This window comes from Actinobaculum suis, assembly GCF_900102025.1.
In the GTDB taxonomy this organism is placed as follows: Bacteria; Actinomycetota; Actinomycetes; order Actinomycetales; family Actinomycetaceae; genus Actinobaculum; species Actinobaculum suis.
In genome coordinates this window covers 1-24,283 of the sequence record NZ_FNAU01000010.1, presented here as the reverse complement: position 1 = coordinate 24,283, position 24,283 = coordinate 1, and the positions used below count along the sequence as shown (strand labels likewise).

Here is a 24,283-nt window from a genome sequence, read left to right as displayed (position 1 = left end):
TTTGGACCGCAAATTTCGGAAATACGCGATGCTCGTAGCCGCTAGCTGGCGCCGTACATATCCCTTTCCCTGCTGGTAGAAAGCGCTCGTAGTAGGATGGGAGGCATGAAAACGCCGGATCCGGGTAGCAATGGGAGCAAAGCGCACTCCACTTCGCAGCCGCATGCGGGGGAGGGCAATCCTGGAGCGAGCGCAGCTGAAAACACCGCCGCAAATGAAGCGGCCGCAAGTAATGACGCGAGTAATGCCGCAAATGAAGCTACCGGTAATGCCGCGAGCAAAGCTACCGGCAAAGCCGCGCGCAAAGCTGCCAGTGAAGCTAAAGCCGGTACGGCTACCGGCAAAGCCGCGCCGTGGCAAACCGTTGTTCATAATGATCCGGTAAATCTTATGAGCTACGTGCGGTGGGTGTTCGAATCTTATTTTGGTATGAGTACCGAAACCGCGCAGGAAGTGGCGATGCGTATTCACCGGCAGGGCCGGGCCACGGTTTCGCGAGGCCCGCGCGAAATGATGGAAGCAGATGCTACGGCCATGCACACCTACGGGATTATTGCCACCATCGAACAGACCAGTGCTAAGGGTACTAATAGCGCAGACGACGCCGGAAGTACCGGGTGCGCTGGAAGTACCGGGGATACCGGAAGTACCGGGCGCACCGGGGATACCGGAAGCACCGCGAGTGCCGGAAGTACCGAAGACGCCGGAAAAGGTGCGAACCGCACGCCGAGCGCGTCAAGTGCGTCGGCGGGAGAGCCGGGCGCGCCTGCAGCAGAACCGAGTGCGCCTGCGGCAGAACCGAGTGCGCCTGCGGGAGAACCGAGCGCGTCTGGGAGAGAGCCGTGCGTCCCTCCGGCAGAGCCAAGCGCGCCAAGTGAGCCTCTGGCAAATCCGAGTGCACCGCAGGAGGAACAGTGAAAGCTTTCCTGCCCTGGCGCGGCGGCTACATGGCTCGCGCTGATGAAGTGGAGCGCCGCTTTTTTAGCGGTATTGCCCGTGATGTAGCCCATTTGTTGGGCCGCCATTTGGAACCTTTGCCGCCTACTTTGCCGCCCACGCCACGCGAACCGGAAGATATTCTCGAAGCCTATGCGGCAGAACTGGCAGACCTAGCAGAGCTAGCAGAGATAGCAGAGCTAGCAGACCCCGCGGAACTTGATGAAGACCAGCAGGAACCCGATCTGCCCTTGCCGCCGCTCGATAATGCGCTGATTCGGCTTTTGCCGGATATGGCAGAAGATCCGGATATGGCCTATGAACTGCGGGCCATTACAGAAGAATCCATTCGCACCGCAAAGGTGGAAAACTTGCGCTTCTTTACCCATTCTTTACAGCAGGAAGCCGTTTGGGTGGGGAATGAAGACGTTCGTACCTGGGCGGGTGCGGCTAACGATATACGCCTCGTGCTCGCCGCCCGGCTCGGTATCCACAGTGAAGAAACTGCCTACCAAATCACCGAAAAAGGGTGGCGGATCATTCAGGATACGAACCACCAGATAGAAAACTCGGACGATTTGATGTGCGTCTTGTATGTTTTGCTCAGCTGGTGGCAGGATTCACTGATACGGGCGGTGCAAGCGAAGAAGCTTCGCGGCTAGATTTGGCGTGTGGATGAACGACCGATTGGTATTTTTGATTCCGGAGTGGGAGGCTTGACGGTCGCACGTGCGATTCTGGACCAAGTTCCCGGAGAACCCGTGATCTATATCGGCGATACCGCGCACAGCCCCTACGGCACCAAAAAGATTTCGGAAGTGCGCCACCACGCACTCAACGTTATGGAAAAACTGGTGGCTTCCGGCGTGAAAATGTTGGTCATCGCCTGCAATTCCGCTTCCAGCGCGGCCCTGGCCGACGCTCGGCAACGTTTCGAAATTGATGCCGGAATTCCGGTAATAGAAGTTATCCGGCCGGCCGTGCGGCGCGCCGTGAAAACCACGCGGAATAACAAAGTGGGGGTGATCGCCACCCAAGCCACCATAGAATCCGGTTCCTACCAGGATTCTTTCACCGCGGCCCCGCAAATTGAGGTGTATACCGCAGCCTGCCCACTTTTCGTGGAACTCGTGGAAGCTGGGATCACCGCCGGGCCGCAAGCCCAAGCGGTTGCCGAAGAATATTTGGCACCCCTGCGCACAGCCGGCATAGATACTCTTGTGCTCGGATGCACGCACTACCCACTTCTAGCCGGAGTTATCTCCTATACCATGGGTGAAGATGTGGCTATCGTTTCTTCAGCAGACGAAACCGCAAAAGATGTATACCGGGTACTAGCAGATCGAGACCTGTTCGCAGCCTCCTCGCATCCGCAGCACCGCTTCTACGCAACGGGCGATCCCCATTCCTTCGGCGTCCTCGCTCACCGTTTCCTGGGCCCGGAGGTAGGTATCCCCTTATCCACGGAGGAATTAGGTTAGTGAGGCTTACGATTATTGGGTGCTCGGGTTCTATGTCTGGCCCGAAATCACCGGCGTCGTCGTACCTAGTACAAGCAGAAGGGGAAAGCCCCGAGGGAGGTACGCGCACGTACTCCCTGCTCCTCGACATCGGACCGGGAGCCATGGGGCACCTGCTGCGCTATCTTGACCCGGCCGCGCTTGACGCGATCGCTATTTCCCACCTACACGCAGACCATTGCGCAGATCTGGTGGGCATGCAGGTGTACCGGAAATGGAACCCGTATGGCGCGCTCGGCCCGGTACCCGTGTACTCTCCGGAAGATGGGCACAAGCGTATGCTCCAACTTTCCGGGGACGACCCGGAAGATACTTACGAAGGAGAATACGAGTTTCACCGGATCCGAGCCGGGGATAGTTTCACCGTGGGTCCCATGCACGTGGAAGTATTTGCCGCCTTGCATACGGTAGAAGCGGTAGCGTTCCGAATCACGGGACCGGCGGAAGCCAGCAAAATCCCGCCGGCCATCACGCGCGCTCCGATGCTTGCCGATTTTTCGACGACGACGTCTCTCCCCGCCATCCGCCCCGCCAGCACCACGGCACTACCGGCCGGCGCTCCACAACCGCGCGAAACCCTGGCCCAACCCGGCCGGCAAATGGTACTCACCTACACCGGAGATACCGACCTGTGCGAAAGCCAAATCGCGGCCGCTAAAGACGCCGATTTCTTGCTCGCCGAAGCCGCCTACCAAGACGGGCGAGAAAAAGTACGCGGCGTGCATATGACGGGCGGCCGGGCCGGCAAACTCGCCCGCATGGCCGGCGTGAAAAGGCTCGGCCTTACCCACCTGCAACCCTGGACCCAACCGGCCGAAATCTTGCGAGAAGTACGCGGAGAATACGCCGGGCCGGCTAGCTGCGTAGCGGCCGGCGAAGTGTATCGAATTTAGCAAACGCCCGGGCGGAGAGAGCAGGCGAGCTGGGGCAAGCAGGCACCAGTCGCACGCCCAGCCGGCACCCGTAACACCGGGTGCCGGCATTTTGGATTTAGCGGCCGCCAGGTTAGCGCGCTAGCCTTACAGCATGGCTTTTGAACGTGCTGATGGCCGCGCCATCGATGAAATGCGTCCGGTAACAATCTCGCGCCACTATTTCGAAGCGGGAGAAGGCAGCGTGCTGGTCACCTACGGCCGCACCACGGTACTTTGCGTTGCCTCCTTCGTCGAAGGCGTGCCGCGGTGGCTGAAAGGGCAAGGCACCGGCTGGGTAACCGCCGAATACGCCATGCTCCCACGCGCCACAAATGAACGCTCCTCCCGCGAGTCTGTGAAAGGCAAAGTTGGCGGGCGCACCCACGAAATCTCGCGGCTCATAGGCCGGTCCCTACGCACCGTCGTAAACATGAAAGCCCTCGGCGAAAACACCATCACTTTAGACTGCGACGTACTGCAAGCCGATGGCGGAACCCGCACGGCCGCAATCACCGGCGCTTTCGTCGCCCTGGCCGATAGCCTCAACTGGGCACTGGAAAAGAAAATCATCCGGCCCCGGCCCGTACTTTCCGATACCGTTTCCGCCGTCTCCGTCGGATTCGTAGACGGCACCGCCGTGCTCGACCTACCCTACGAAGAAGACGTACGCGCCCAAACCGACATGAACGTGGTATCCACCGGCTCCGGCGAATACATCGAAATCCAAGGCACCGCCGAACACAAACCCTTCTCCCGGCAAGGCCTGGGCCAACTCCTCGACCTTGCCAACACCGGCACCCAACACCTGGCCCGCCTGCAACGCGAAGCCCTATTCACCACCAACCCGATCGACGAAAGGATCATCGCCCAATGAGCACAGCCTCCCCACACACGATCGCGCTCGCGACCCGCAACGCCCACAAAGTTGCGGAACTAGAAGAGATTTTGGCGCCCTACCTGCCCGGGGTGCAGGTGATTTCGGCCCGCGATCTAGACCTTCCCGAACCGGTGGAAGACGAAATTACTTTCGCCGGTAATGCGTTGATCAAGGCCCGGCAGCTAGCGGCGGCCGGGTACGTGGCGGTTGCGGATGATTCGGGTATTTGCGTGGATGCTTTAGGCGGAGCACCGGGCCCGTTTTCGGCGCGGTGGGCGGGGAAGCACGGCGACGACACCGCTAACCGTCGGCTCTTGCTCGCTCAACTAGCGGAAGTGCCAGACAGATATCGGGGAGCCCGTTTCCATGCCGCGGCGGTGATGGTCACTCCGAACGGCCGGGAAGTGGTGCGAGAAGCTGATATGCCCGGCGTGATTTTGCACGAAGAACGCGGCGAACAGGGTTTCGGTTACGATCCGATTTTCCAAGCGGAAGGCCAAACCCGTTCTAATGCGGAGCTCAGCATGGCCGAAAAAGACGCGATTTCGCATCGGGGCAAAGCCTTCCGCGCCCTCGCCCCGATTATTGCTGCCGAGCTGACCGGCACCGCGCACTAGGCCGCTGGCCGTTAGGCGAGGTAGGCGAGGGCGCGGCGGAGCAGTTCGGCATGGCCGGGCGCCATTTCTTTTTGCAGGCTCGGTGTGCGCGCTTCCCCGGGGGTGAACCAGGAGAATTCCAGGGCGTCATCTCCGGGGTTGCAATCGCCTTGAATGGGCACAATGTAGGCGAGGTCGATGCGGTGTTGGCGAGCGTCGAAGAAAGTACCTTCCCCGGAAGGGGTGGGGAAATATTCTTGGATGGTGAAAGGCACCATGCAAGAAGGAATCTGGGGGAGTGCCATTAACCCGAGGTCTTTTTCCACGTGCCGGAGCACGGCGTCGCGCAAAGGTTCGTGGAAAAGTACGCGCCCGGCCGGGAACTCGCGGGAAATACCAGCAGAATCTAGCCGTAAGAGCATACCGATCAGTTCTAGGCGGCCCTTATCGTCGAGCCGTACCGGCACAATATCCACGTAGATAATTGGTACTTTGCCACGTACAAATTCTAGGTCGTCCGGGTTTAACCAGGGGCCCATATCGGCCGCGTCAATTTCGCTCATGTCCCAATATTGCCAGCCGAGTTTTTCAACAGGAGGGTTTGCGCTCCGCATTTCTCCGAAGGCCTAACTGGAACCAAGCTAGTAATCTGAGCGTATGCGTTCCTCGAAAAATGTGCGGGTTATGAGTTTGGTGGTGCTGTTATATGCCCTGGCCCTCATTGTCTACTCCTGGGTAGCAGTGGGGATGGCCGGGTTTTATGCCGGTTTCCTAGTGCCCCTGATTATTGGGACTATTGGAGCTGTGGTTGGCGTTATTGGTTACTGGATCGATAACGCGTGGGTTTTTGCCGGTGGGGTGGTGTTCGCGCTCTGGTTTTCCCCGGGAACCCTCGGCTTTTGGCCCAATGGTATTGGTTTCGTAGCACTGTTGATTTGGGGATTCATCTTCGGAAAGGAAAAGCTCCATGAGTAGCACACCAGCAACCACTTCGGGCCGTCTCACCGCGGGCCAGGAAGCACCCGATTTCAAACTTGCCGGTCCGGATGGCGAAATCAGCCTGCATAGCGAATTAGAGAAACTGCGGGCCGCTACCACACCAGCCGCTGGCGTGATCCTATATTTCTATCCGAAGGCAGGAACCCCGGGATGTACGAAGCAAGCTTGCGATTTTCGGGATAACCTCAACTCTTTGCGCGCGGCAGGCTATACGGTGGTCGGGATTTCCGCGGATTCGGTGGCGGCACTGGCCAAATTCAAAGAAAAACAGCAGCTCAATTTCCACCTGGTTTCTGACCCAGATCACGCCGTGCACACAGCGTACGGTACTTACGGGGAAAAGAAGATCTACGGGAAAACCACCGTGGGTACGATTCGCTCTACCTTTGTAATTGACCTTGCGGGAAAGATACGCCTGGCTCAATACACTGTGCGTGCCACCGGGCACGTTGCCCGGCTCCGCCGCGACCTCGGTATCGATGGTGCAGCCGCGGGCGCGGACGCCGCTTAGACCCAAGCCGCCGAGTATCTACGCCGCTGGGTACGTAAGCTGCCTACGCCTGCTGGGTATCTAAGCCAATTAGTAGTCAAGCCAATTAGTGCCCAAATGGTATGAGATGGTATGAGTAGGTACTCACCTTTACGCGAAACATTTGAAGCGCGCTCGCAATGCGGGGTATGCTATGCGAGTTGCCTGCGCGAGTGGCGGAATTGGCAGACGCGCTGGATTTAGGTTCCAGTGCCTTCGGGCGTAGGGGTTCAAGTCCCCTCTCGCGCACCAAAAACGGGAGGTTGGGAGTTTTTGTGGAAACTCCCAACCTCCCGTTGTGTTGTATCAGGACTTGCTGGCCCTAAGGCGGCTATTTCTCCGCTTTGGGCCGGTCGTCATGAGTGTAGATATCCTCAATTACCCCGGCATAGCGTTCGAGCACTACTTCTCGCTTTACCTTTAGGGAAGGCGTGAGCATACCGTTTTCGAGCGTGAAATCGTCGGGAATAATCTTGAATTTGCGGATGGATTCGGCCCGGGAAACCTGCCGGTTCGTGCGTTCGATTGCGCGTTGCAAAGAAGCAAGTACAGCCGGGCATTCGCGTGCCTGGGCCGGCGTCATCTCCGGTTCCCCGTGCGACTTCAACCAGGCCGGCAGCATTTGTTCATCGAGCGTAATCAAAGCCGAAATGAACGGTTTTTGATCTCCTACCACCACCACTTGCGAAATGAGGGGGTGGGAAACCAGGCGATCTTCCAAAACTGCCGGGGCCACGTTCTTCCCGCCGGCAGTTACGATCAGGTGCTTCTTGCGCCCGGTGATCGTCAGATTGCCCTTCTTATCGATCGTGCCGATATCACCGGTGTGGTACCACCCGTCCCGCAAAGCTTCGGCCGTGGCCTCCGGATTATTGTGATAGCCACGGAAAACGATCGCACCCTTGACGAGCACTTCGCCATCTTTATCCAGCTTGACGGTAGTTCCCGCCATGGGGATCCCCACGGTGCCCAGCGCCGGATTTGGTGGCCGAGTGGCAGTAGCAGCGCCCGTCGTCTCCGTAAGACCCCACGCTTCAATCACCGTAATACCAGCACCCCGGTAGAACCGGCCCAGCCGGGTGCCCAGGGGAGCGCCCGCAGAAACCGCCCACCGGACTCTGCCGCCTACCGCTTCCCGCAACTTACTCAACACCAACTTGTTCGCCACACCGCGTTGCAGGCGATGCCACGGCCCCCGGAAGCGTTTCGTCGCATCCTTCACGGCCACATTAGCTGCCCAGCGGAAAATCTTGCGGCGCAACCCGGCTCCCGCCTTAGCCTCGGCCGCGTTATATACCTTCTCCAAAACGCGGGGTACTACCAGCAAAATGGAGGGGCGGAAGGTCGCTAGATCGGCCAGCAAGTTTTTAATGTTAGGGACGTAGCCAAGCTGCACGCCCGTAGTCAAAGCCGTGTAGTTAATAATCCGCGCCATAATGTGGGCGAGAGGCAAGAACAAGAGGAGGTTCGCACCTTCTTCGAACACCAGATCAGGTTCGGCTTGTTCAATACTGAGCGCCGCGCGCGCAAAATTCCCGTGCGTGATTTCCACGCCCTTCGGTTTCCCCGTAGTACCGGAGGTATAAACAATGGTCGCCAAATCGTCGGCCCGCACCGCCGCAATCCGCTCGTCAAGTTCCGCGGTACCTATTTTGAGGGCTTCTTGGTCGAGCCGGGTGCGGGCCTGTTGCGAAGTAAATACTTGCGGGTTTTCTTGCCCGCGCCGCACGGAATTGACCAGTTCGGCATGCGCGGTGGAATCGGTGAACACCATTTTCGCGCCGGTATCTTCCAACATCCACTCGATCTGTTCGGCGGAACTGGTTTCGTAGATAGGTACCACGACGACGCCGATAGACATCGCGGCCGCATCCAAAAGCGCCCACTCATATGAAGTAGAACCAAGAATGCAGATCGTATCGCCAGGCTTGAGACCCATCCCGATCAAACCGCGAGCGCCGCGCCGCGCCAGCTCTATATATTCGGCCAGGGAAACCCGTTTCCAGCCCGTGCCCAAAGAATTCTTGACCCGCACCGCCGTGCGGTTAGGGTGATCTTTCAGCCGGCGAGTGATGAGCCAGTAGATCGTCTGATTCGGATCATCCACGGAAAACCGCGGCTTTTCGTACAAGGAACCGTCCCGCAACTTCTTCATCAATCCTCCAGAGTGCGTGCCGCTCACGGTCGGGGAACCGCGAAAGGTAACGGCTGCGTCGCCGAGCAAAGGGATACGGCCACAATGCCTGTTTAAGCGGTGTTTCCGCGCAAGTAGCGTTGCCACCTAAGCAGTGTTGCTACGCAAGCAGTACTACCACCGAGGCATTTGCGTCCGCAGTCCGTCTTAGTTCATTTTAACGTAGTTGGTCTGCGCCGTTTTGTCTTTACGCACCTTTGCGCGGGCCGCCCTTACCGTGGATGGGTTCGCACATAGACACGCCGGCGATGCTGCTACACCTGTACCGGCGATGCCGCTACGTATTTACCTTTATCTTACTGGGCGCGGGAAGCTCCCGCGGCAGGCCCCGCCGGGTAGGCTAGAACCATGAAAATTGCGCGCCTTTCCATGCAACAGGGATACCGTTACGCGATCTATGATCCGGACGCAGATGATTACATTGTGTTAGCTGATGATCCGCTTTTCGCGCGGGAAGTAAAACCCACCGGGCAGCGGGTAGCGAAGGCCGACGCCGAACTAGTAGCGCCCATGCTCCCGCGCACCAAAGTATTTGGTTTCGGCGGCACTTACCGCCAAGGGGCTACCGCAGCAGATCTATCGACTTTCTTGAAGCCGAGCACCTCGGTAACCGGCCCGGAAGATCCGATTATGGTTCCACAGTGGGCGCCGGGGCTCGTGCACGAAGCAGAAATTGCAGTGGTAATCGCCCATCCGCTCAAAGACGCTACGGCCGCACAAGCCCGCAAAGCGATTTTGGGTTACACCGTGATTGATGACCTCACCGTGACGGGTGTGGGCCCAGCCCAAGCCAAATACTGGGATAGTTCGTTGCCGCTCGGCCCGGTAATCGAAACCGATTTCGACTACCAGCAAGCCCGTATCACCTCCCGTGTGAACGGGAACCTGGTGACCGATGTGCAGGCAGCCGATCTTGCTTTCTCCCCGGAAGAACTCGTAGCCATCGCCTCTCAGCACACTTCTTTGCTGCCCGGCGATATTGTGCTTACCGGAACCGGCACCGCCAACGGTGAAGTGACGCATCAGGATGTAGTGGAAGTAACCGTGGAAGGCATCGGTACCATCCGCAACCAAATCTTCGCCCCACACCTGGCGCCACAGGCGAATTAAAAGTAATGGTGCGGTGGTGGCTGGCGGTTGGCGGTGGCAGCTGGCGCTTGGGGGTAGGCCGCAGATAACTGGCAGCTGGCGGCAGGTAGCAGGCGGCAGGCTACCGGCCGGCGGGCAGGAGTACTGCTTTTGCTCGCCTTGCTGGCGTGGCTGGACCCATAGTCGCGGGTACAAGCCACGCCAGTCTGCCCGTGCCTCACAGCTGTGCTGCCCGTGCCTCGCGGCGGCGCTAGCCGCGCCCCGTTGCCGTGCTAGCCGCGTCCCCTCAGCCATGCTAGCCGCGGGGGAGAACCTTCTCGATGGCATTCAGTGCGGCCTCGAGTACGGCGCGCGGGGTGGCAACGATCATCCGCCCGTAGGTTTCGTAGCCGGCCCCGCAAGCCCCACCCGCGGTGAGGGAAACTCCGGCCTGGGTGCGGAGAACTTCGATCGGGTCGGAGCCCAGGCCCGCGTCCGTAAAATCAAGGAAAGCAATATAGGTGCCTTCCACGTGGGCCATGTGCACGCCCGGCCAGGTTTCCACGCGCGCTTCCAAAAGCGCCAGGTTCTGGGCCACGTACTGGCACATTTCGGTGCGCCACTGCTCGCAGTGCGTGAAGGCAATGCGCGCCGCGCGCGCCCCGATAGTGCTAGTGGGGCTGCTGGCCGCGCCGGCCTTGGGGGCAAAAGCCTGCCAATCGGCGTCGTTATGGAAAATCAGTTGCGCCGCTTTCAAACCGGGGATGTTCCACCCCTTGGACGCGGCGATTGCGGTGATCGTGTGGCGGCGCGTGGCTTCGTTGAGGGAACCGTAGGGGATGTATTCGCCGTCGATAAGTATCGGCGCGTGAATGGCGTCTTCGAAAACGCGCGCGCCCTTCGCTTCCACAATCTGTGAAATTCGCGTCAGTTCGGAACGGTCCAGGCAGCGCCCCGTCGGGTTCCACGGGTTGCACAAAATCAGCAAACCGCCCTCGGGAAGCGCTTCTTCCAGAGCTTCAAAATCGAAGGCCCAGCGCCGCGCCTGCGGATCAAAGTGGGAGGGAACCTGCACCACTTCGCGCCCAAACTCGGCAGGTATTGTGAGGAATGGCATATATGCGGGGGTGGGGACGACGACGTCCGTACCCGGCGTGGTGAAATCACGAATAGCGATACGCAAGCCCTCTAATACTTCCGGGATGAGGATCATGCGTGAGGTATCAGGGCGCGGACCAAAATTGGCCATCCAAGAAGCCGCAGAATCCAGGATTTGCGGGGTTTCCGCGGCCGGAAGGTAGCCGAGGGTACCGCGCTGAGCTTCCCCGATCAGGTAGTCCCGCAATTCGGGCGCAATGCCAAAATCCATTTCCGCGAGCCACATGCAGATCGTGCCCGGGTATTTGGACCACTTAGAAGAACCTTCGGTCTGTAGCTGCGCAAGTGTTTTCGAATCGAAGTTGTATGCCATGTTCCTAGCGTATCCTTGTATTCATCATGGCTACGACATTGGCAGCGGGCAAAGATATCCGCGTACGTTTCTGTCCATCTCCGACCGGCACCCCGCATGTGGGAATGGTCCGCACGTGCCTTTTCAACTGGGCATATGCGCGCCACACCGGCGGAACTTTCGTTTTCCGCATCGAAGATACCGATGCCCAACGTGATTCGGAAGAGTCATACCAGGCGATCTTGGAATCCCTGCGCTGGCTCGGCCTGGATTGGGATGAAGGTATCGATGTGGGCGGGCCGCACGGTCCTTACCGGCAATCCGAACGCGGGGATATATACCGCGAGGTAGCCGCCAAGCTCCTGGAGGCAGGGTATGCCTACGAATCCTTCTCCACCGCGGAAGAAGTGCGGGAGCGGCGCATTGCGCGGGGCGAAAATCCAGACCTCGGATACGACGGGCGTGACAGATATCTCACCGAAGAAGAAAAGCAGGCTTTCCGCGAGGCTGGCCGCAAACCGTCTTTGCGGATCGCGATGCCGGACGAAGACATTACCTTCACGGATCTGGTGCGCGGCACGATCACTTATAAGGCGGGCACGGTACCCGATTACGTGATCGTGCGCGGTAATGGCGATCCGCTCTACACGCTCACCAACCCGGTAGATGATGCGTTGATGGAGATCACACACGTATTGCGCGGGGAAGATTTGCTTTCTTCCACACCGCGCCAGATCGTGCTCTACCGTGCTTTGGAAGAGCTGGGGATTGCCAAGTTCACCCCGCAGTTTGGGCACTTGCCCTACGTGATGGGGGAGGGCAATAAGAAGCTTTCCAAGCGCGATCCGGAATCAAACCTGTTCTTGCACCGGGATCGCGGGATCATTCCGGAAGGGATGATCAACTACTTGGCTTTGCTCGGCTGGTCGATTTCCGCCGACCGTGATGTATTCTCCCGCGAAGAGTTAGTGGAGAAGTTCGATATTGCGGACGTGAACGCCAACCCGGCGCGTTTTGACGATAAGAAGTGCGTGGCGATTAACGCCGACCATATCCGCATGCTTGAAACGGAAGATTTCACCCGCCGGATTGTGCCTTATATGGAAGGCGTACTTTCGGCGCCAAACTACGAGGAACTGCCGGAAGCGGAACGGGAGATTTTGGATGCGGCCGCGCCTTTGGCGCAAACCCGCGTGCAACTGCTCGGGGAAATGAAGGAACTGTTGCGGTTCTTGTTCGTTCCCGCCGCCCAGCTCGAATACAACGAGAAGGCGGTGCGCAGGCTCCGCGATTCTGCTCCGCAAGCTTTGGCGGCCGCGCGGGAAGTGTTTGCTTCTTTGGGCGACGCCGATTTTACCGCGGAAGGCCTCAAGCCGGCTTTGGATGCCAAGCTCGTGCAAGAGTTGGAGATTAAGCCGCGCTTGGCCTACGGCCCGCTCTTCGTGGCCATGACGGGAACCAATGTTTCCATCCCGGTAATCGATTCGATCGCTATCTTGGGCCGCGAAGAAGCTATCGCGCGCATCGACCAATTGCTAGCCAAACTCGCTGCCGACCAAGCAGCGGCAGAATAAAGAGCGAATAAGGGCAGCAAAGTAGCGGCAGGGGAGTGGGGGCGGCGTGCAACGGCAAATCGGTAAGGTGAGCGGTTGCACGCCGTTTCAATTTGCAAGAACCGCTGAGTATGAGTAATGTTGATGTTCGTCGCCAAGCGAGCAAATATGAGAAAAGAGAGTTCGCAAAGGCGATGAACCCTTGGGGTATGGTGTAATTGGCAACACAGGTGATTCTGGTTCATCCATTCTAGGTTCGAGTCCTAGTACCCCAGCGAAACGCGATAGCGTTTAGGCCCCGTTCGTCTAGCGGCCTAGGACACCGCCCTCTCACGGCGGCAACACCGGTTCAAATCCGGTACGGGGTACATAGTATTTTGCAACTATTTTATTGCTGATGTGATCCCGGGAGGGTTTAGGCCTCGTTTAGGCCCGTTTAGTCCTCGTCAGGGGTGAAGATGTCTTCTATAGTGCACTCAAAAACTCTGGCGATGGAAAATGCTAAGGGCAGTGAGGGATCGAACCGGCCTTTTTCAATAGAGATTATTGTTTGTCTACTTACGCCGAGCAGTTCAGCAAGTTGTTCTTGGGTCCAGCCCGCCTGTTTGCGGCGTATGGCAAGGTTGTTTTTCATGACCTACCTATGCTTTGCCCATAGGTAGGAGACACCGTAGACGAGGAATTCGAAGAGGACTATTCCCACCAAAACGTGGGAAACGGTTCCCGATGTTAGGGCGGCGCCGATCCCAGCTACTGTGACGGTTGTGAGGAAGGCGTTCGTTGCCGCCTGGGTATGCCAGCGGTGTTCCACGGCGAGTTCTGGATGTGCAGTGGCACCAGGCAGGGTTGAACGGTCAACGAGTAACACCCACGCCAAACCGATGAGCGGGGCAGCCATACAGACCGCGAAAATCACCACGGCCGCCCATCGATATTCGCCAGGCGGATTAAATGCCACCCGTATCGCGGCGGTAACTATCGCCAGTAACGTCCCAATGATAAAAGCAAGGGGAGCGGCCTTGACTCTCGTTCCGCGTATATACTCCCATTTAGCTTGACTATTAGACGGCTTAGCCATAACGGACTCCATTTTCCTTATCGTCCTGATTTCCTTATCGCTCTGACGCCACCACCATAACGTCAAGCAAGCTTTACGTCAAGCAGACTTTACGTCAGGTAAGCTTTACATCGCGCACGCTTTAGATCGAGTACGCTTTACGTCAAGCGTATTTGACATTGCTTGTGAAAGGATGCTTCTCGCATTCGGCATTAGGTTTCCATTTGCGTCGTGGAGCGTTCCGTGACCGGCTATCTGAGCTGGTCGGTCCGAATAAGAAACTGTAACCAGTCCCGATAGCGTGAGCCGTGCTTGTGCGGCGGCTTGATGGACGTAGCCAGTTGATTAGTCCCACTGCGGCTTCCTTTCAAAAAACAGCTATGGGTGCCTCCAAAACGGAAGCACCCATAACCTTAGCTCGAATAACAGACCCTTATCTGTTGCTACGTAGTGACGCTACCTGTATTTTATTTATTCGCGCGAACAACGATCTGATCATGAAAACCCGTTTTGATTACGTGCTTGGATGTCAGTTTTGCTTTTCCAGGTTGCCATATGTCCAATAAGAGCCCCAGCGCACAAAACGCCTCCAATCCTTCCGGTACCAACCCAAAAGCTGATGGTTAACAGTACTAACCCAAGGGCTCCAATTGTGAAAAAGATTACTCGTGCCATTTTTAACTTTCGCACTCTGTCGTCATTCAAAGCAGGCACTATAAACATTACCTAGGTTAAAGAGCTCAATCAGAGTCTGTTGAGCCTCTGGTCCAGCCTTTTTTGCAGCCCGCTTAACGGCCCGCGAAACTGCCGTTTTAAATGACACTTTCGCTTTCCGCTGTGCGTCATAAACACGCTTGAAGGTCTTTACAAATTTAGTTGCGCCGCCGGCGGCCTTCAGAGCTGTGCGGATTTTCGTAATCTTAAAGATGGGCAGGTTTGTCACGATGGCAAGACCGATAGCACTAACGCAACCGACCACTCCAAAAGTTGTAACGGAGCCTGGCTGTGAGTGAAAGTCATCTCCCAGTCGCGCTTTCAACCAAGATTGCGCTGCTGCATCTCCGGCTTGAAGCACGCTATCGGGAATCTCTTCAATCGCTTTAAAAGTAGCTAATAGCTGATCCTCTGATATTACAGGGGCGGGTGTCATGGGCAGTATGCTGTGAGAATTATGTTGAGACGATGGCGTAGCCTCCCTAAGTGGTGCGGCATTAGCTACTCCGCCAAACGTAATTGACAACGAAATTGCGCAGACATTTACGATGGTAAATCTCACGAGTTTTTGAAAATTCACGGATTCCATTCCTTTGTCATGCCATCATCTTTGATGGCGGGTTGCGCAACTGGGGAACCTGAGCTGCGGCCTCCTCTTAGAGACAAGATCGATTCTAGACTTAGGCATTCCTTGTTAACAATGCATTTGGGAGCAGTATCATAAAACGAGAAGCCCCAGCGAGTCGTACACCGAGCCACCGTTTCCGCGTCTACGCCATCCGCAAAAGCGCGGTCACTCTTGGCTGCACCCCTCAAACTCTAAGTCACACGCGCTCTACACACCGGCCGTGCCCGCAGAAAACCACGCCCGCACTGCTGCGTAATACGCTCACCTGGGATCAAGGCCCTGAAATGGCATTACACAAGAAAATAGCCAGCGTCCTGAAAATGGACGCCTATTTTTTTGCGCCCCACACTCACCATGGCAACGTGGCACTAACGAAAACACCAATGGCCTACTACGTCAATATTTCCCCAAGGGAACCGACCTAGTCCGGCAGCGCGGTGAGCCGCTTGGCGGGTCGTCCCGCAGCGAGCTTCTCATACAACGGGCCCAGTTTCGCCCCAGCCCGCACGCGGCGACCGTCCCGGTTAGTGCCGCCTTGCGCCAGAAGATTTCTGTCCCCCAACGATTGTCAGTACACTTGTTTTCAGCATGGAGGTAGGAAATGAACGAACGCGATTTGATACACCGCGATATACCTTCGCTGACCGCTGCTACTTTTCTCAAATATTTCGTACTTATCGGGTCGTCCCAGCTCATGGCCGTCATATTGTTTTATTTCGTGACTAGAGTGAGCGAAGGAGGCGAACTTCTGACAGCTTTGCTCAAAAAGAGCTCATTCACGATATTGGTCGGACTGTCACTCAAAAGCGGGGTAGTAACTGCCTCAATAATAGCCTTTATACTCCTTGCCCTCCTCTTCTTCGCGTTCCTTGGGTTGTTTATTAAGATATACGACCTATCCATCTTTTCCGCATTTTCCAGCGCTAGCTTAGGCGTAATGTTGTATTCACCAACCGTCAGCAAGTTCATCCTTCCAGACAACTATCAAATGCCGCCGGTGCCCCTTGCCGTTTCCATACTTTTCGCGGTTCCTCTCGCAGCGCTAGTCCTGGAAACTCTGATTTGCAAGAGGTAACTAATTGGTCTGCGACATTTCGGGACCTGGCCCCTTTGTTGGTGGACATGGGCTAGCCCGGCGCTTTGCCGGGGAACGGGGAAAGGTAGTCTTCTGCCATGTTCCGTAAGATTCATTCCGCGGAGTTGAAAGAGGGGTGCGGTAGCCACGTACGGGTCCAGCGCGAGCAACAGGTATACAGTGGCACAACTCGCACCTGGTGCAATTACCGGGCCCAGACACCTTCGAAAAACACGCGCCAACTACACTCGACCTTGCAGCATAAACACCACCACCATGTCCACTTTCCGGGGCTCGGGCCTAAGCGTTCACAACCTCAACGGGAGGAAGTACCGCTAGAAGACGTCCGTAGCTCCCAGCCCGCGGAAACGTTCCAAGAAGGCTTGCAGTAGCTCGGTTACGCGTTGTCGCTTGCTCGCTAGCGCGTCTTCCTTCGAGAAACGGGAGACCGGTGGCAAGATCTCCGATACCGCCGTGCCATATAGCGGAATATCGGTACCATCACGGAAGGCCCGAGCAATGAGCTGATGAGTTTCTGCAGGTTTGAGATTCTCCTGCTGCACCAGGGCATTAAATTCTTCGGCGCGGCGCCGCTGTACGTAGGCCACCCAATCGTCGGAAAGGTCTGCGCCCACGTTGATCCGATCCAAGAATTCTTCGATGAGGTCCTTCTTGTTGCGGAGCGTGGGGGAGGCGTTAATCGCGCGGGTTACATCGGCGCGAATTTCTTTATCGTGCAGGTTCCCGTGCTCTTCTATGTGCTTTTGAACGAGCATGAGAATGTAGTCCACATTTACTTCTACCTGCCGGACCAGTTCGATTTCGAACACGACGTCGTTTGCAATTGACTCTTTATCAGCCTGGCTAAGTTCCCGAAACTCGCGATAAAGCTCCAAATATACGGCCTGGTAGTCTTGCATGTCCCGCGCGGGAAGCATGTTTTCATCCGCAAACTCGTCGAAGCAGTCAAGAATATTGACCAGCCGCAGGATCGATCCCCACAGGCCCACGAACTCCTTTTGCGCTTCTTCGCCAATAATGGCTTTGCCGAGTGGAAACTCGTCTTTTAGTTGCGCGATCTTCTTGGTGTATTCGTTGAAGTAATCCTGGTAGGGCTTGAGCAGTACGATGCCACCGGCGTCTTTGTTACCAAATAGGGTGAGGGCATCGTTTGTGGCGTCTTCCAGGTTGCGGAAGGAGACGATGTTCCCGAAGGTTTTCACCGAGTTGAGGATTCGGTTGGTACGGCTGAAAGCTTGGATGAGCCCGTGCTGGCGTAGGTTCTTATCCACCCACAGGGTGTTGAGCGTTTTGGCATCAAAACCGGTGAGGAACATATTTACCACGATCAACAGGTCAAGTTCCTGGTTCTTCATCCGCTCCGAAACGTCCTTGTAGTAGTTTTCGAAGGAATCTCCCTCAGTACTAAAGTTAGTAACGAAGAGCTGGTTGTAGTCTCTTATCGCCGCATCCAGGAATTCTCTGGAATCTACATCCAGCCCGGAGGTTTCCAAAGATTCGTCGGTGATTATCCCGCTCGGATCGGCCTCATTGGGATTGTATGAATAAATGATCGCGATCTTGAGCTTTTGATCCGGGGTGAGCCCGGCGGCGTCTTGCTGGGCCTTGAATTCTTCGTAGTAGGCCTTCGCCGCGGAAATAGAAGCGGTGGCCAGGATCGAATTGAAACCGCGTTTGCGTTGCCCCTTATACATGTAGCTTTGCGTGCGGCGGGTTTTCTGGTCGAAATGCTCCCGGATATAGGTAACGATGCCGCGGATGCGAAGCGGATTGAGGAGCGCTGTTTCCGTTTCGATTCCGGCTACCTGGGTGTCTTTGCTTTCGGGATTAGTGGCGATCGTATCAACGTAGTCGATTCGGAAGGGCAGCACGTTTTTGTCCGTGATCGCGTCCACGATCGTGTAAGTGTGGAGCTTATCGCCGAAGGCCTGCGCGGTGGTGCGCAGGTTAAATTTTTTCCCAGCGGCCGCGTTTTGCGCAAAGATCGGGGTACCTGTGAATCCGAACAGGTGATACTTTTTGAAGGCGCGGCGGATTGCGATATGCATTTCCCCGAATTGGGAACGGTGGCATTCGTCGAAAATAATAACTATGTGTTTCCCGAAGGCTGGATGCTTAGGATTGCGTTTCACGAAATTGGAAAGCTTTTGTATCGTGGTGACGATGATTTTCGAAGTGGAATCTTCCAGCTGTTTGGTGAGAATCGCGGTGGAAGTATTGCCGTTTGCCGCTCCGGCTTCGAAGCGGTTGTATTCACGCATCGTCTGGTAGTCGAGGTCTTTGCGATCTACCACGAAAAGCACTTTGTCTATGCCTTCTAGTTCCGTGGCTAGTTGCGCGGTTTTGAAAGACGTAAGAGTTTTTCCCGAACCGGTGGTGTGCCAGATATAGCCCCCAGCGCTGAGGGTTCCCCAGGTGCGGCTATTGGAGGAAACAACGATTCTGTTCAAGATCCTCTCGGTAGCCACAATCTGGTAAGGCCGCATGACCATGAGGTTTTTATCGACGTCGAACACGCAGTAACGAGTGAGGATGCTAAGGATAGTGTGCTTGGCAAAGAAGGTGCGAGAAAAGTCCATGAGGTCGGCAATCACTTTGTTTTCGCCGTCTGCCCACCAGATGGTAAAGGCATAACTATTGGAAGTTTTCCGGCGGCCGCCTTTTCCGGTTTTTTCTTTGATAGAAGCTTCGCGCGTGGTGTTGGAATAGTACTTGGTGAGCGTTCCGTTGGAGATCACGAAGATCTGAATGTATTCGTACAGACCGCTGCCAGCCCAGAAGGAATCACGTTGGTAACGATCGATCTGGTTGAAGGCTTCCCGGATATCGGCACCGCGCCGTTTGAGCTCTACATGGACCAGGGGCAGGCCGTTGACGAGGATTGTTACGTCATAGCGATTCTCGTGCTTACCGGCTTCGTTTTCATACTGGTTGAGCACTTGGAGCCGGTTATTGTGAATATTCTTCTTGTCTAGAATACGAATATTCTTGGTGCTGCCATCATCCCGGTAGAGGACCTGAATATGGCCACCATCTTGGAGTTTCGCCGTCTTTTCGACGATCCCTTCATTCGGGTTGGCAAGCACTTCCGCAAAGAAGCGTTCCCATTCGCTATCGGTAAAGCTGATCTGGTTGAGCTTTTCGAGTTGCGTGCGCAAATTGGCAACTAGGTCTGCCTCACTGTTGATAGTGAGGTATTCGTAAGCTTGCTTTTCGAGCTGCCTGATGAAAGCGCGTTCCAGTTGCGCTTCACTCTGGTAATCTTCCGCGCGCTGTTCTCCGGGTTCATACCGGGCGACGACGGTCGACTGCCCACCCGCCGCGACGAGCGAATACCGACTATCCGAACCGAGATCATTCATGCCCGCCCTCAATTTCCCTAAAAGTTAGTAACCTATCCCGGTAATACTCATATTGTTTCCGCCTAGCCGCAATCTCCGCTGGCAAACCAGAAGAGATGTCATTAACCAGGGCGTCGAATTTGTCTAGAATGCTCGCTATCTGGATTTGTCTAGTCAAAGACGGTAAGGGGATTTTCAGCCGATTTAGTGCTTTCTGGGTAAGGCTAGGAACCCCAGCGGCTTCGTTTAGGCGCTCGAGATTCATGCTGAGTAGCAGGTGGTATAGATACTTAGGAAAGATAGCGCTAGTATTTATGTCGGTATAGAAAATTGTGTCTACTGTCCAAAATGGTCCGTCCAAATAGTAGATATTCGATAAGGAACCCTTTCTGGGTATTAATACGCTAGGGCCCGTTGCTAGGGGTTTGTTTACATGAGTCATGACACCGCCCGAGCCATAAACGGGAACCTCACCAGAACCTAAATGTTTGTAAGGTCGGCCATTTCGGATCTTTAGAATCTCATCCAACCGCACATGAGGGTAATTGGTTGGGAAGGTTAGAAGCGCGTCGCGGTAATACTCGTATTGCACGCGGCGCGCTTCCAGCTCCGCTTCCAGCTCCGCTTCCAGCTCCATGAATTTGTCCAGAATGTCAACTATGGCATGTTGAATCTTGATCGGTGGAACGGGAATTCGTATGTCCAGCAACTTTTTGATTGGTATTCCTTTTACAGTTGTACCGCTAGCCTCGAATTTTAAAGTTGGGGACAGATGGACTAAAAATTTTGGAAGCAAAGTTGGCTTAAGATATAAAGCTCTAAGGTCCTGATTGATGGCCACATCGATAGTATTAATAAGCATCTTGCCAGGTGCAATTCGCGTAGCTACCACTACATTTCCCTCGGGAATCAAGTTCGAAGTGGATTCTTGCAGGCCTAGGTCTGTGATTCTATCAATCGTATTGTTTAGATAGAGGACATTACCAGTCATGTCTTTGACAGAGGCCCAAGGAATACTGCCTCCCCAAAATTCGTGATTTGACTTCGAGGGAGTGCCGCCACCAACATGCTTCTCAATGAGCTTACCAAGACGCTCGTATCGAACTCCATTCGGGCACAGCTCGTGGAGGAGTTTTTCGATGTGGTTCATTAGGATTCCTGCTCCTTAGTGGAAGCGGCTGCCGGAACAGAAGCATCGTCTTCGAAGTGGACGCGGACGGAAGCGGCGGCGTCGTCGGGGAAGGTGAGATCGGAAGCACCGGAAACCGGAACGGAAGGTTCGCCGGTACCTTCCAGATCGCGCACGATCGCGTCGATCTGCTCGCGCAACTGTTGCTGGCGGGCCACGATCTGCTCGATCTCCGAATTGAGTTTGACGATATCTACCGGCTCCGAAGTATCTTCCGGTTCCACGTAAGAAGAGACCGAGAGGTTGTAATCATTCTCCGCGATCTCCTCGCTAGTAATCAGTGCGGCGCGATGCTCGATAGATTCACGTGCCGTGTAAATATCGAGGATTTGCTGCTGATCTTCCTCACGCAACATGTTCTGGTTACCGCTGCGGGTGAAGAGGTCAGAGGCGTCGATGAAAAGCACGCTATTGTCAGACTTCGACTTCTTGAGCGTCATAATGCAGGTGGCAATAGTAGTGCCGAAGAATAGATCTGGCGGTAGCTGGATAACAGTCTCGACGTAGTTGTTATCCACCAGGTATTTGCGGATCTTCCCTTCCGCGCCGCCGCGGTAGAGCACCCCCGGGAACTGGACAATCGCGGCGGTACCGTCAACCGCCAACCAGTTAAGGATATGCATCGTGAAAGCCATATCCGCGCGCGATCGTGGCGCTAGCACGCCCGCTGGCGAATAACGCGGATCGTTGATTAGAACCGGATTGCTCGCGCCATCCCACTTCGTGGAGTAAGGAGGATTCGAAACTATGGCTTCGAAAGGCTCATCATCCCAGTGCTTGGGTTCAGTAAGCGTATCGCCCAAGGCGATCGAAAAATCGTTGTAGTTGATGTCGTGGATGAGCATATTGATACGGCACAGGTTATAAGTGGTGAGGTTGATTTCCTGGCCGTAAAACCCGTTGCGCACGTTATTCTTACCGAGCACCTTTTCGAACTTAAGTAATAGGCCCCCGGAGCCGCACGCGGGATCGTATACCTTATTTACCTCGGTTTTCCCAACAACCGTGAGTTTGGCGAGGAGCTCGGAAACTTCCGGGGGAGTGAAGAACTCGCCCCCGGATTTGCCGGCATTTGAGGCATACATCTTCATCAGGTATTCGTAGGCTTCCCCGAAAGCATCGATGATATGGGTTGGCGCGGAACCTAACTGAAGATCCCCGATCTTATTCATGAGGTCACGAAGCTTTTTATTGCGCTGACCTACGTTTGAGCCGAGCTTGGCAGAATTGACGTCGAAATCGGCGAATAGGCCCTTGATGTCATCTTCTGAAGCAGTACCCACAGCCGAGCCTTCAAAGTTCGCGAAAACCCGCTGCAAAGTCTCGTTGAGATTCTCGTCGGTGGCTGCCCGGGCGCGAACATTGACGAAAAGTTCGGAAGGCAAAATGAAGAACCCTTTATCTCGCACGGTTTCTGCCCGGCCGAGTTCGGCTTGTTCATCAGATATATCCGCGTAATTGAAATCTAGGCTCCCAGCCGCTCGTTCGCCCGCATTGAGGTAATTGGTCAGGTTTTCAGAGATAAAGCGATAGAAGAGCATACCAAGCACATAGGACTTGAAGTCCCAGCCATCTACGCTACCGCGGAGGTCATTCGCGATACCCCAAATGGTCTTGTGTAGTTCTGCCCGTTGTTCTGCGCTGAGTGCTGAAGATGAAGTAGCCACTTGTACATTTTGACATATGAGCGGCGGATTTGGGTGATGATACGAAACCCACGGGGGATGTGGAGTGTTTACAAGGGCCGGCTACGAAGGATTCTTTTCCAGAACGTTTCTTTTCTGGCGCGGAACGATGAATCTGGTGCGCTAGTTCGTTCGGTTTCCGTGGCAGGCGCGGTTACGTAAAACGGGGTTGTGGCAAGTGCGGCTGCGGCACGGGACTCCGCGGTGGGCAATGGCAACCGCCACGTAACTTCAGATGAGTTCCGTAGTTCCCAGCCCGCAGCCTCTTGGTCCGTGCCATGCTCCAAGCCGCCGCGGCCGGCCATCGGATCGTGATGCACGTCCACGACGAAATCGTCATCTACTACAGCCAAAACTCCGGCTTCACCGTTAAGGGCGCCTGCCGCTTCATGTCAACCACGCCCGACTGGGCCACTTGTTTGTCCTTGGAAGCGGACCGCTACGAATGCGCCCACTACCCAAAGATTAGCGTTTAAAAGGAATAGTTCCAGTCGGGTGGGATACCCAAGCTGGTCGGGCTGACAAGCGGATTGGGTAAGAAGTCGCGGCGGATGAGTCTAGTGACTTTGGCCGGCCAGGTTGTGCCAGGCGAGGCCACCCGAATGAGGCTAGACATGACGGTGAGCACGCCGAATACCTGCTCGCTTTGCCCTTCTGGGAGCGCGGCGAATTGTGGTTGCGTCCGTAGCGCTGCGGTGGGTGCCGGCGCGAAAGACTTGTTCCATAACCTGGCATGGTGTGCGCAGTAGTTACGAACGATGGTGAGTTGTTCCATCCACCGTACGAGCGGTGATTGAAGTTTGGCCTTGCGTTGCTGATTCTTCGATAAGGCCCCCAAATCGATTACGATGCCCATTTCTTCGGCAATAGTGCGCTGGTCAGACGCTGGTAACCCTTCATACAGGCGTGAGATATCCGCGAAGTCTAGTACCTCAGCCAGTACCCAAAACGGGTAGTTCCCACCGTAACAATTCCGGTAATGCTTAATCGCTTCATTGTTCCGATGAGCCCGCGAAATGCGCTTATCGAGCGTTGTCATCCATCTTTGGTGGTTAAAGGTTGGACGGAACCGTTGCGGATCGACGTATGTAAGCGGGTCGGTGGCGCTCAAGACTTCACCTACGCGGGTACGCATCGCTATCTCGACTCGTTCCATGCCGTCATGGACAAGTGAGCGCAGTTTTCGGTCTGCTTCATACAACGCAACTGCATCACTAAAACGCGTGCCCGGAAGGAACGCGTCCGCGCGAACACCGCGAGAAGTAAGTCGCCTGGCGGGATACCAGTAGGCCGATAGTCGGTAGTAGCTGACGTAGCTCAACCATTGGTGCGCAAGCGCGTCGTCTACTTCCATGCCGCGAGAACGCAATAACTCAATGTGCTGGGCAATTGTTAACGCCCGCTTTACCGGCTTACTCAATACATCCGCTCCGAGCCCTAACAGAGATCCAGCCCACTCCCGACCGGAGTCGAGGCGGGCTGAACGATTATTTCGAGTATAGCTCTCTTTGGGCTTGCACGCGAGTTGTTGACGTTTTTCTAAGTGGCTTCCACGAATGGTGCCGCGGTTATTAATTCGTATTCGACGGGTGTATGGCCGCCGATAGCCGTGTGGATCCGGGTCCGCGTGCAACACCAATTTACGTGGTGCTTGTCCCCGTAGCCCAATCGTCATATCCAAGGCTTTTAGCACGGTTTGCGTGGTCTGCTTATCAGCATGAATACCGCGCCGGCGCAGGGCTATTGCTAGACGCGGTGCCCCATAAGTTTGCCGGGAGTTTGCAAACTCTTTTGCTACCGCCTCATCAAAACGCTGCCGCTGCTGTGCCCTGGCCAGGCGTAGGCCTGGCGTAGGGCGCTTCGGGAACGCCACGCATAATAACCCTGGCCAGTAAACCCCAAGAACTGCCGCCATGAATGTAACCGAGTATCCATAA

Annotated in this window: 22 protein-coding genes, 3 tRNA genes and 2 pseudogenes; 15 read left to right on the top strand and 12 right to left on the bottom strand. The window is 55.7% G+C overall.

What is annotated here, in order from left to right:
• The first annotated feature begins 105 nt into the window (after positions 1 to 105).
• From clpS to rdgB, 6 genes are all read left to right on the top strand, one after another.
• Complete coding sequence (clpS, locus tag BLT47_RS09670) at positions 106 to 918, top strand: ATP-dependent Clp protease adapter ClpS (RefSeq protein ID WP_083330121.1); 813 nt, start codon at positions 106 to 108, stop codon at positions 916 to 918.
• Positions 915 to 1,598, top strand: coding sequence for a DUF2017 family protein (locus tag BLT47_RS06295; protein ID WP_074662899.1), 684 nt, complete (start codon positions 915 to 917; stop codon positions 1,596 to 1,598). Before clpS ends, BLT47_RS06295 begins: the two co-directional genes overlap by 4 nt.
• A 9-nt stretch (positions 1,599 to 1,607) precedes the next feature.
• The gene (gene murI, locus BLT47_RS06290; RefSeq protein WP_065414543.1) at positions 1,608 to 2,417 is read left to right on the top strand and encodes a glutamate racemase; all 810 of its coding nucleotides are present in this window, start codon (positions 1,608 to 1,610) and stop codon (positions 2,415 to 2,417) included.
• On the top strand, positions 2,417 to 3,349 hold the full coding sequence (locus BLT47_RS09580; RefSeq protein ID WP_049619323.1) for an MBL fold metallo-hydrolase: 933 nt from the start codon (positions 2,417 to 2,419) through the stop codon (positions 3,347 to 3,349). Before murI ends, BLT47_RS09580 begins: the two co-directional genes overlap by 1 nt.
• Before the next feature lie 133 nt (positions 3,350 to 3,482).
• A complete protein-coding gene (gene rph / locus BLT47_RS06280; protein WP_074662897.1) occupies positions 3,483 to 4,244 on the top strand; it encodes a ribonuclease PH in 762 nt (253 codons plus the stop codon).
• Positions 4,241 to 4,864, top strand: coding sequence for an RdgB/HAM1 family non-canonical purine NTP pyrophosphatase (rdgB, locus tag BLT47_RS06275; protein ID WP_074662895.1), 624 nt, complete (start codon positions 4,241 to 4,243; stop codon positions 4,862 to 4,864). Before rph ends, rdgB begins: the two co-directional genes overlap by 4 nt.
• Positions 4,865 to 4,875: 11 nt before the next feature.
• On the opposite strand, the gene BLT47_RS06270 is transcribed toward rdgB, so the two are convergent.
• Entirely contained in the window at positions 4,876 to 5,406 is a 531-nt protein-coding gene (locus BLT47_RS06270) for a DUF4916 domain-containing protein (protein ID WP_074663007.1), read from the bottom strand.
• A gap of 94 nt (positions 5,407 to 5,500) precedes the next feature.
• Here BLT47_RS06270 and BLT47_RS06265 point away from each other — a divergent pair, with 94 nt between their 5' ends.
• The 3 genes from BLT47_RS06265 (at position 5,501) to BLT47_RS06255 (ending at position 6,623) form a co-directional block, all read left to right on the top strand.
• Positions 5,501 to 5,818, top strand: a complete 318-nt coding sequence (locus BLT47_RS06265) for a hypothetical protein (protein WP_049619326.1) — start codon at positions 5,501 to 5,503, stop codon at positions 5,816 to 5,818.
• Positions 5,811 to 6,353, top strand: a complete 543-nt coding sequence (locus BLT47_RS06260; RefSeq protein WP_074662892.1) for a peroxiredoxin — start codon at positions 5,811 to 5,813, stop codon at positions 6,351 to 6,353. Before BLT47_RS06265 ends, BLT47_RS06260 begins: the two co-directional genes overlap by 8 nt.
• A gap of 185 nt (positions 6,354 to 6,538) precedes the next feature.
• Positions 6,539 to 6,623, top strand: a tRNA-Leu gene (locus BLT47_RS06255).
• 79 nt (positions 6,624 to 6,702) lie between these two features.
• Here BLT47_RS06255 and BLT47_RS06250 read toward each other — a convergent pair.
• Complete coding sequence (locus tag BLT47_RS06250; RefSeq protein WP_074663004.1) at positions 6,703 to 8,526, bottom strand: AMP-dependent synthetase/ligase; 1,824 nt, start codon at positions 8,524 to 8,526, stop codon at positions 6,703 to 6,705.
• A gap of 387 nt (positions 8,527 to 8,913) precedes the next feature.
• On the opposite strand from BLT47_RS06250, the gene BLT47_RS06245 reads away from it, so the two are divergent.
• Positions 8,914 to 9,675: a fumarylacetoacetate hydrolase family protein gene (locus BLT47_RS06245; protein WP_049619329.1), complete on the top strand. Its 762-nt coding sequence runs from the start codon at positions 8,914 to 8,916 to the stop codon at positions 9,673 to 9,675.
• Between the two features lie 274 nt (positions 9,676 to 9,949).
• On the opposite strand, the gene BLT47_RS06240 is transcribed toward BLT47_RS06245, so the two are convergent.
• Positions 9,950 to 11,104: a MalY/PatB family protein gene (locus tag BLT47_RS06240; protein ID WP_065414544.1), complete on the bottom strand. Its 1,155-nt coding sequence runs from the start codon at positions 11,102 to 11,104 to the stop codon at positions 9,950 to 9,952.
• 26 nt (positions 11,105 to 11,130) lie between these two features.
• On the opposite strand from BLT47_RS06240, the gene gltX reads away from it, so the two are divergent.
• From gltX to BLT47_RS06225, 3 genes are all read left to right on the top strand, one after another.
• Positions 11,131 to 12,657, top strand: a complete 1,527-nt coding sequence (gltX, locus tag BLT47_RS06235) for a glutamate--tRNA ligase (protein ID WP_074662889.1) — start codon at positions 11,131 to 11,133, stop codon at positions 12,655 to 12,657.
• Positions 12,658 to 12,839: 182 nt separating this feature from the next.
• A tRNA-Gln gene (locus BLT47_RS06230) sits at positions 12,840 to 12,911 on the top strand.
• Between the two features lie 20 nt (positions 12,912 to 12,931).
• Positions 12,932 to 13,004 (top strand) — tRNA-Glu (locus tag BLT47_RS06225).
• Positions 13,005 to 13,072: 68 nt separating this feature from the next.
• Here the strand turns inward: BLT47_RS06225 and BLT47_RS06220 are convergent.
• The 3 genes from BLT47_RS06220 to BLT47_RS06210 all read right to left on the bottom strand — a co-directional run bounded on the left by BLT47_RS06220 (position 13,073) and on the right by BLT47_RS06210 (position 14,996).
• Positions 13,073 to 13,270 carry a helix-turn-helix transcriptional regulator gene (locus BLT47_RS06220; protein ID WP_049619332.1) on the bottom strand — a complete coding sequence of 66 codons (198 nt, stop codon included), beginning with the start codon at positions 13,268 to 13,270 and terminating at the stop codon, positions 13,073 to 13,075.
• Between the two features lie 3 nt (positions 13,271 to 13,273).
• On the bottom strand, positions 13,274 to 13,714 hold the full coding sequence (locus BLT47_RS06215) for a hypothetical protein (RefSeq protein WP_256332561.1): 441 nt from the start codon (positions 13,712 to 13,714) through the stop codon (positions 13,274 to 13,276).
• A 676-nt stretch (positions 13,715 to 14,390) separates the two neighbouring features.
• Complete coding sequence (locus BLT47_RS06210) at positions 14,391 to 14,996, bottom strand: hypothetical protein (protein ID WP_218122551.1); 606 nt, start codon at positions 14,994 to 14,996, stop codon at positions 14,391 to 14,393.
• A gap of 278 nt (positions 14,997 to 15,274) precedes the next feature.
• Between BLT47_RS06210 and BLT47_RS06205 the strand changes: the two are divergent.
• Positions 15,275 to 15,459, top strand: a pseudogene (locus BLT47_RS06205) (IS30 family transposase); the annotation flags it as partial.
• A 15-nt stretch (positions 15,460 to 15,474) separates the two neighbouring features.
• Here BLT47_RS06205 and BLT47_RS09575 read toward each other — a convergent pair.
• Positions 15,475 to 15,579, bottom strand: a pseudogene (locus BLT47_RS09575) (terminase); the annotation flags it as partial.
• Between the two features lie 57 nt (positions 15,580 to 15,636).
• On the opposite strand from BLT47_RS09575, the gene BLT47_RS06195 reads away from it, so the two are divergent.
• Positions 15,637 to 16,110: a hypothetical protein gene (locus BLT47_RS06195; RefSeq protein WP_074662879.1), complete on the top strand. Its 474-nt coding sequence runs from the start codon at positions 15,637 to 15,639 to the stop codon at positions 16,108 to 16,110.
• 335 nt (positions 16,111 to 16,445) lie between these two features.
• On the opposite strand, the gene BLT47_RS06190 is transcribed toward BLT47_RS06195, so the two are convergent.
• From BLT47_RS06190 to BLT47_RS09570, 5 genes are all read right to left on the bottom strand, one after another.
• Positions 16,446 to 19,493 carry a type I restriction endonuclease subunit R gene (locus tag BLT47_RS06190; RefSeq protein WP_074662876.1) on the bottom strand — a complete coding sequence of 1,016 codons (3,048 nt, stop codon included), beginning with the start codon at positions 19,491 to 19,493 and terminating at the stop codon, positions 16,446 to 16,448.
• Complete coding sequence (locus BLT47_RS06185) at positions 19,486 to 20,622, bottom strand: restriction endonuclease subunit S (RefSeq protein ID WP_074662873.1); 1,137 nt, start codon at positions 20,620 to 20,622, stop codon at positions 19,486 to 19,488. Before BLT47_RS06185 ends, BLT47_RS06190 begins: the two co-directional genes overlap by 8 nt.
• Positions 20,622 to 22,328, bottom strand: a complete 1,707-nt coding sequence (locus tag BLT47_RS06180) for a type I restriction-modification system subunit M (RefSeq protein WP_083330120.1) — start codon at positions 22,326 to 22,328, stop codon at positions 20,622 to 20,624. The genes BLT47_RS06185 and BLT47_RS06180 overlap by 1 nt, the downstream gene beginning before the upstream one ends.
• 68 nt (positions 22,329 to 22,396) lie before the next feature.
• Positions 22,397 to 22,699 carry a hypothetical protein gene (locus BLT47_RS09150; RefSeq protein WP_141670063.1) on the bottom strand — a complete coding sequence of 101 codons (303 nt, stop codon included), beginning with the start codon at positions 22,697 to 22,699 and terminating at the stop codon, positions 22,397 to 22,399.
• A gap of 119 nt (positions 22,700 to 22,818) precedes the next feature.
• The coding region (locus tag BLT47_RS09570; protein ID WP_256332558.1) for an Abi family protein at positions 22,819 to 24,283 on the bottom strand (1,465 nt) is incomplete at its 5' end.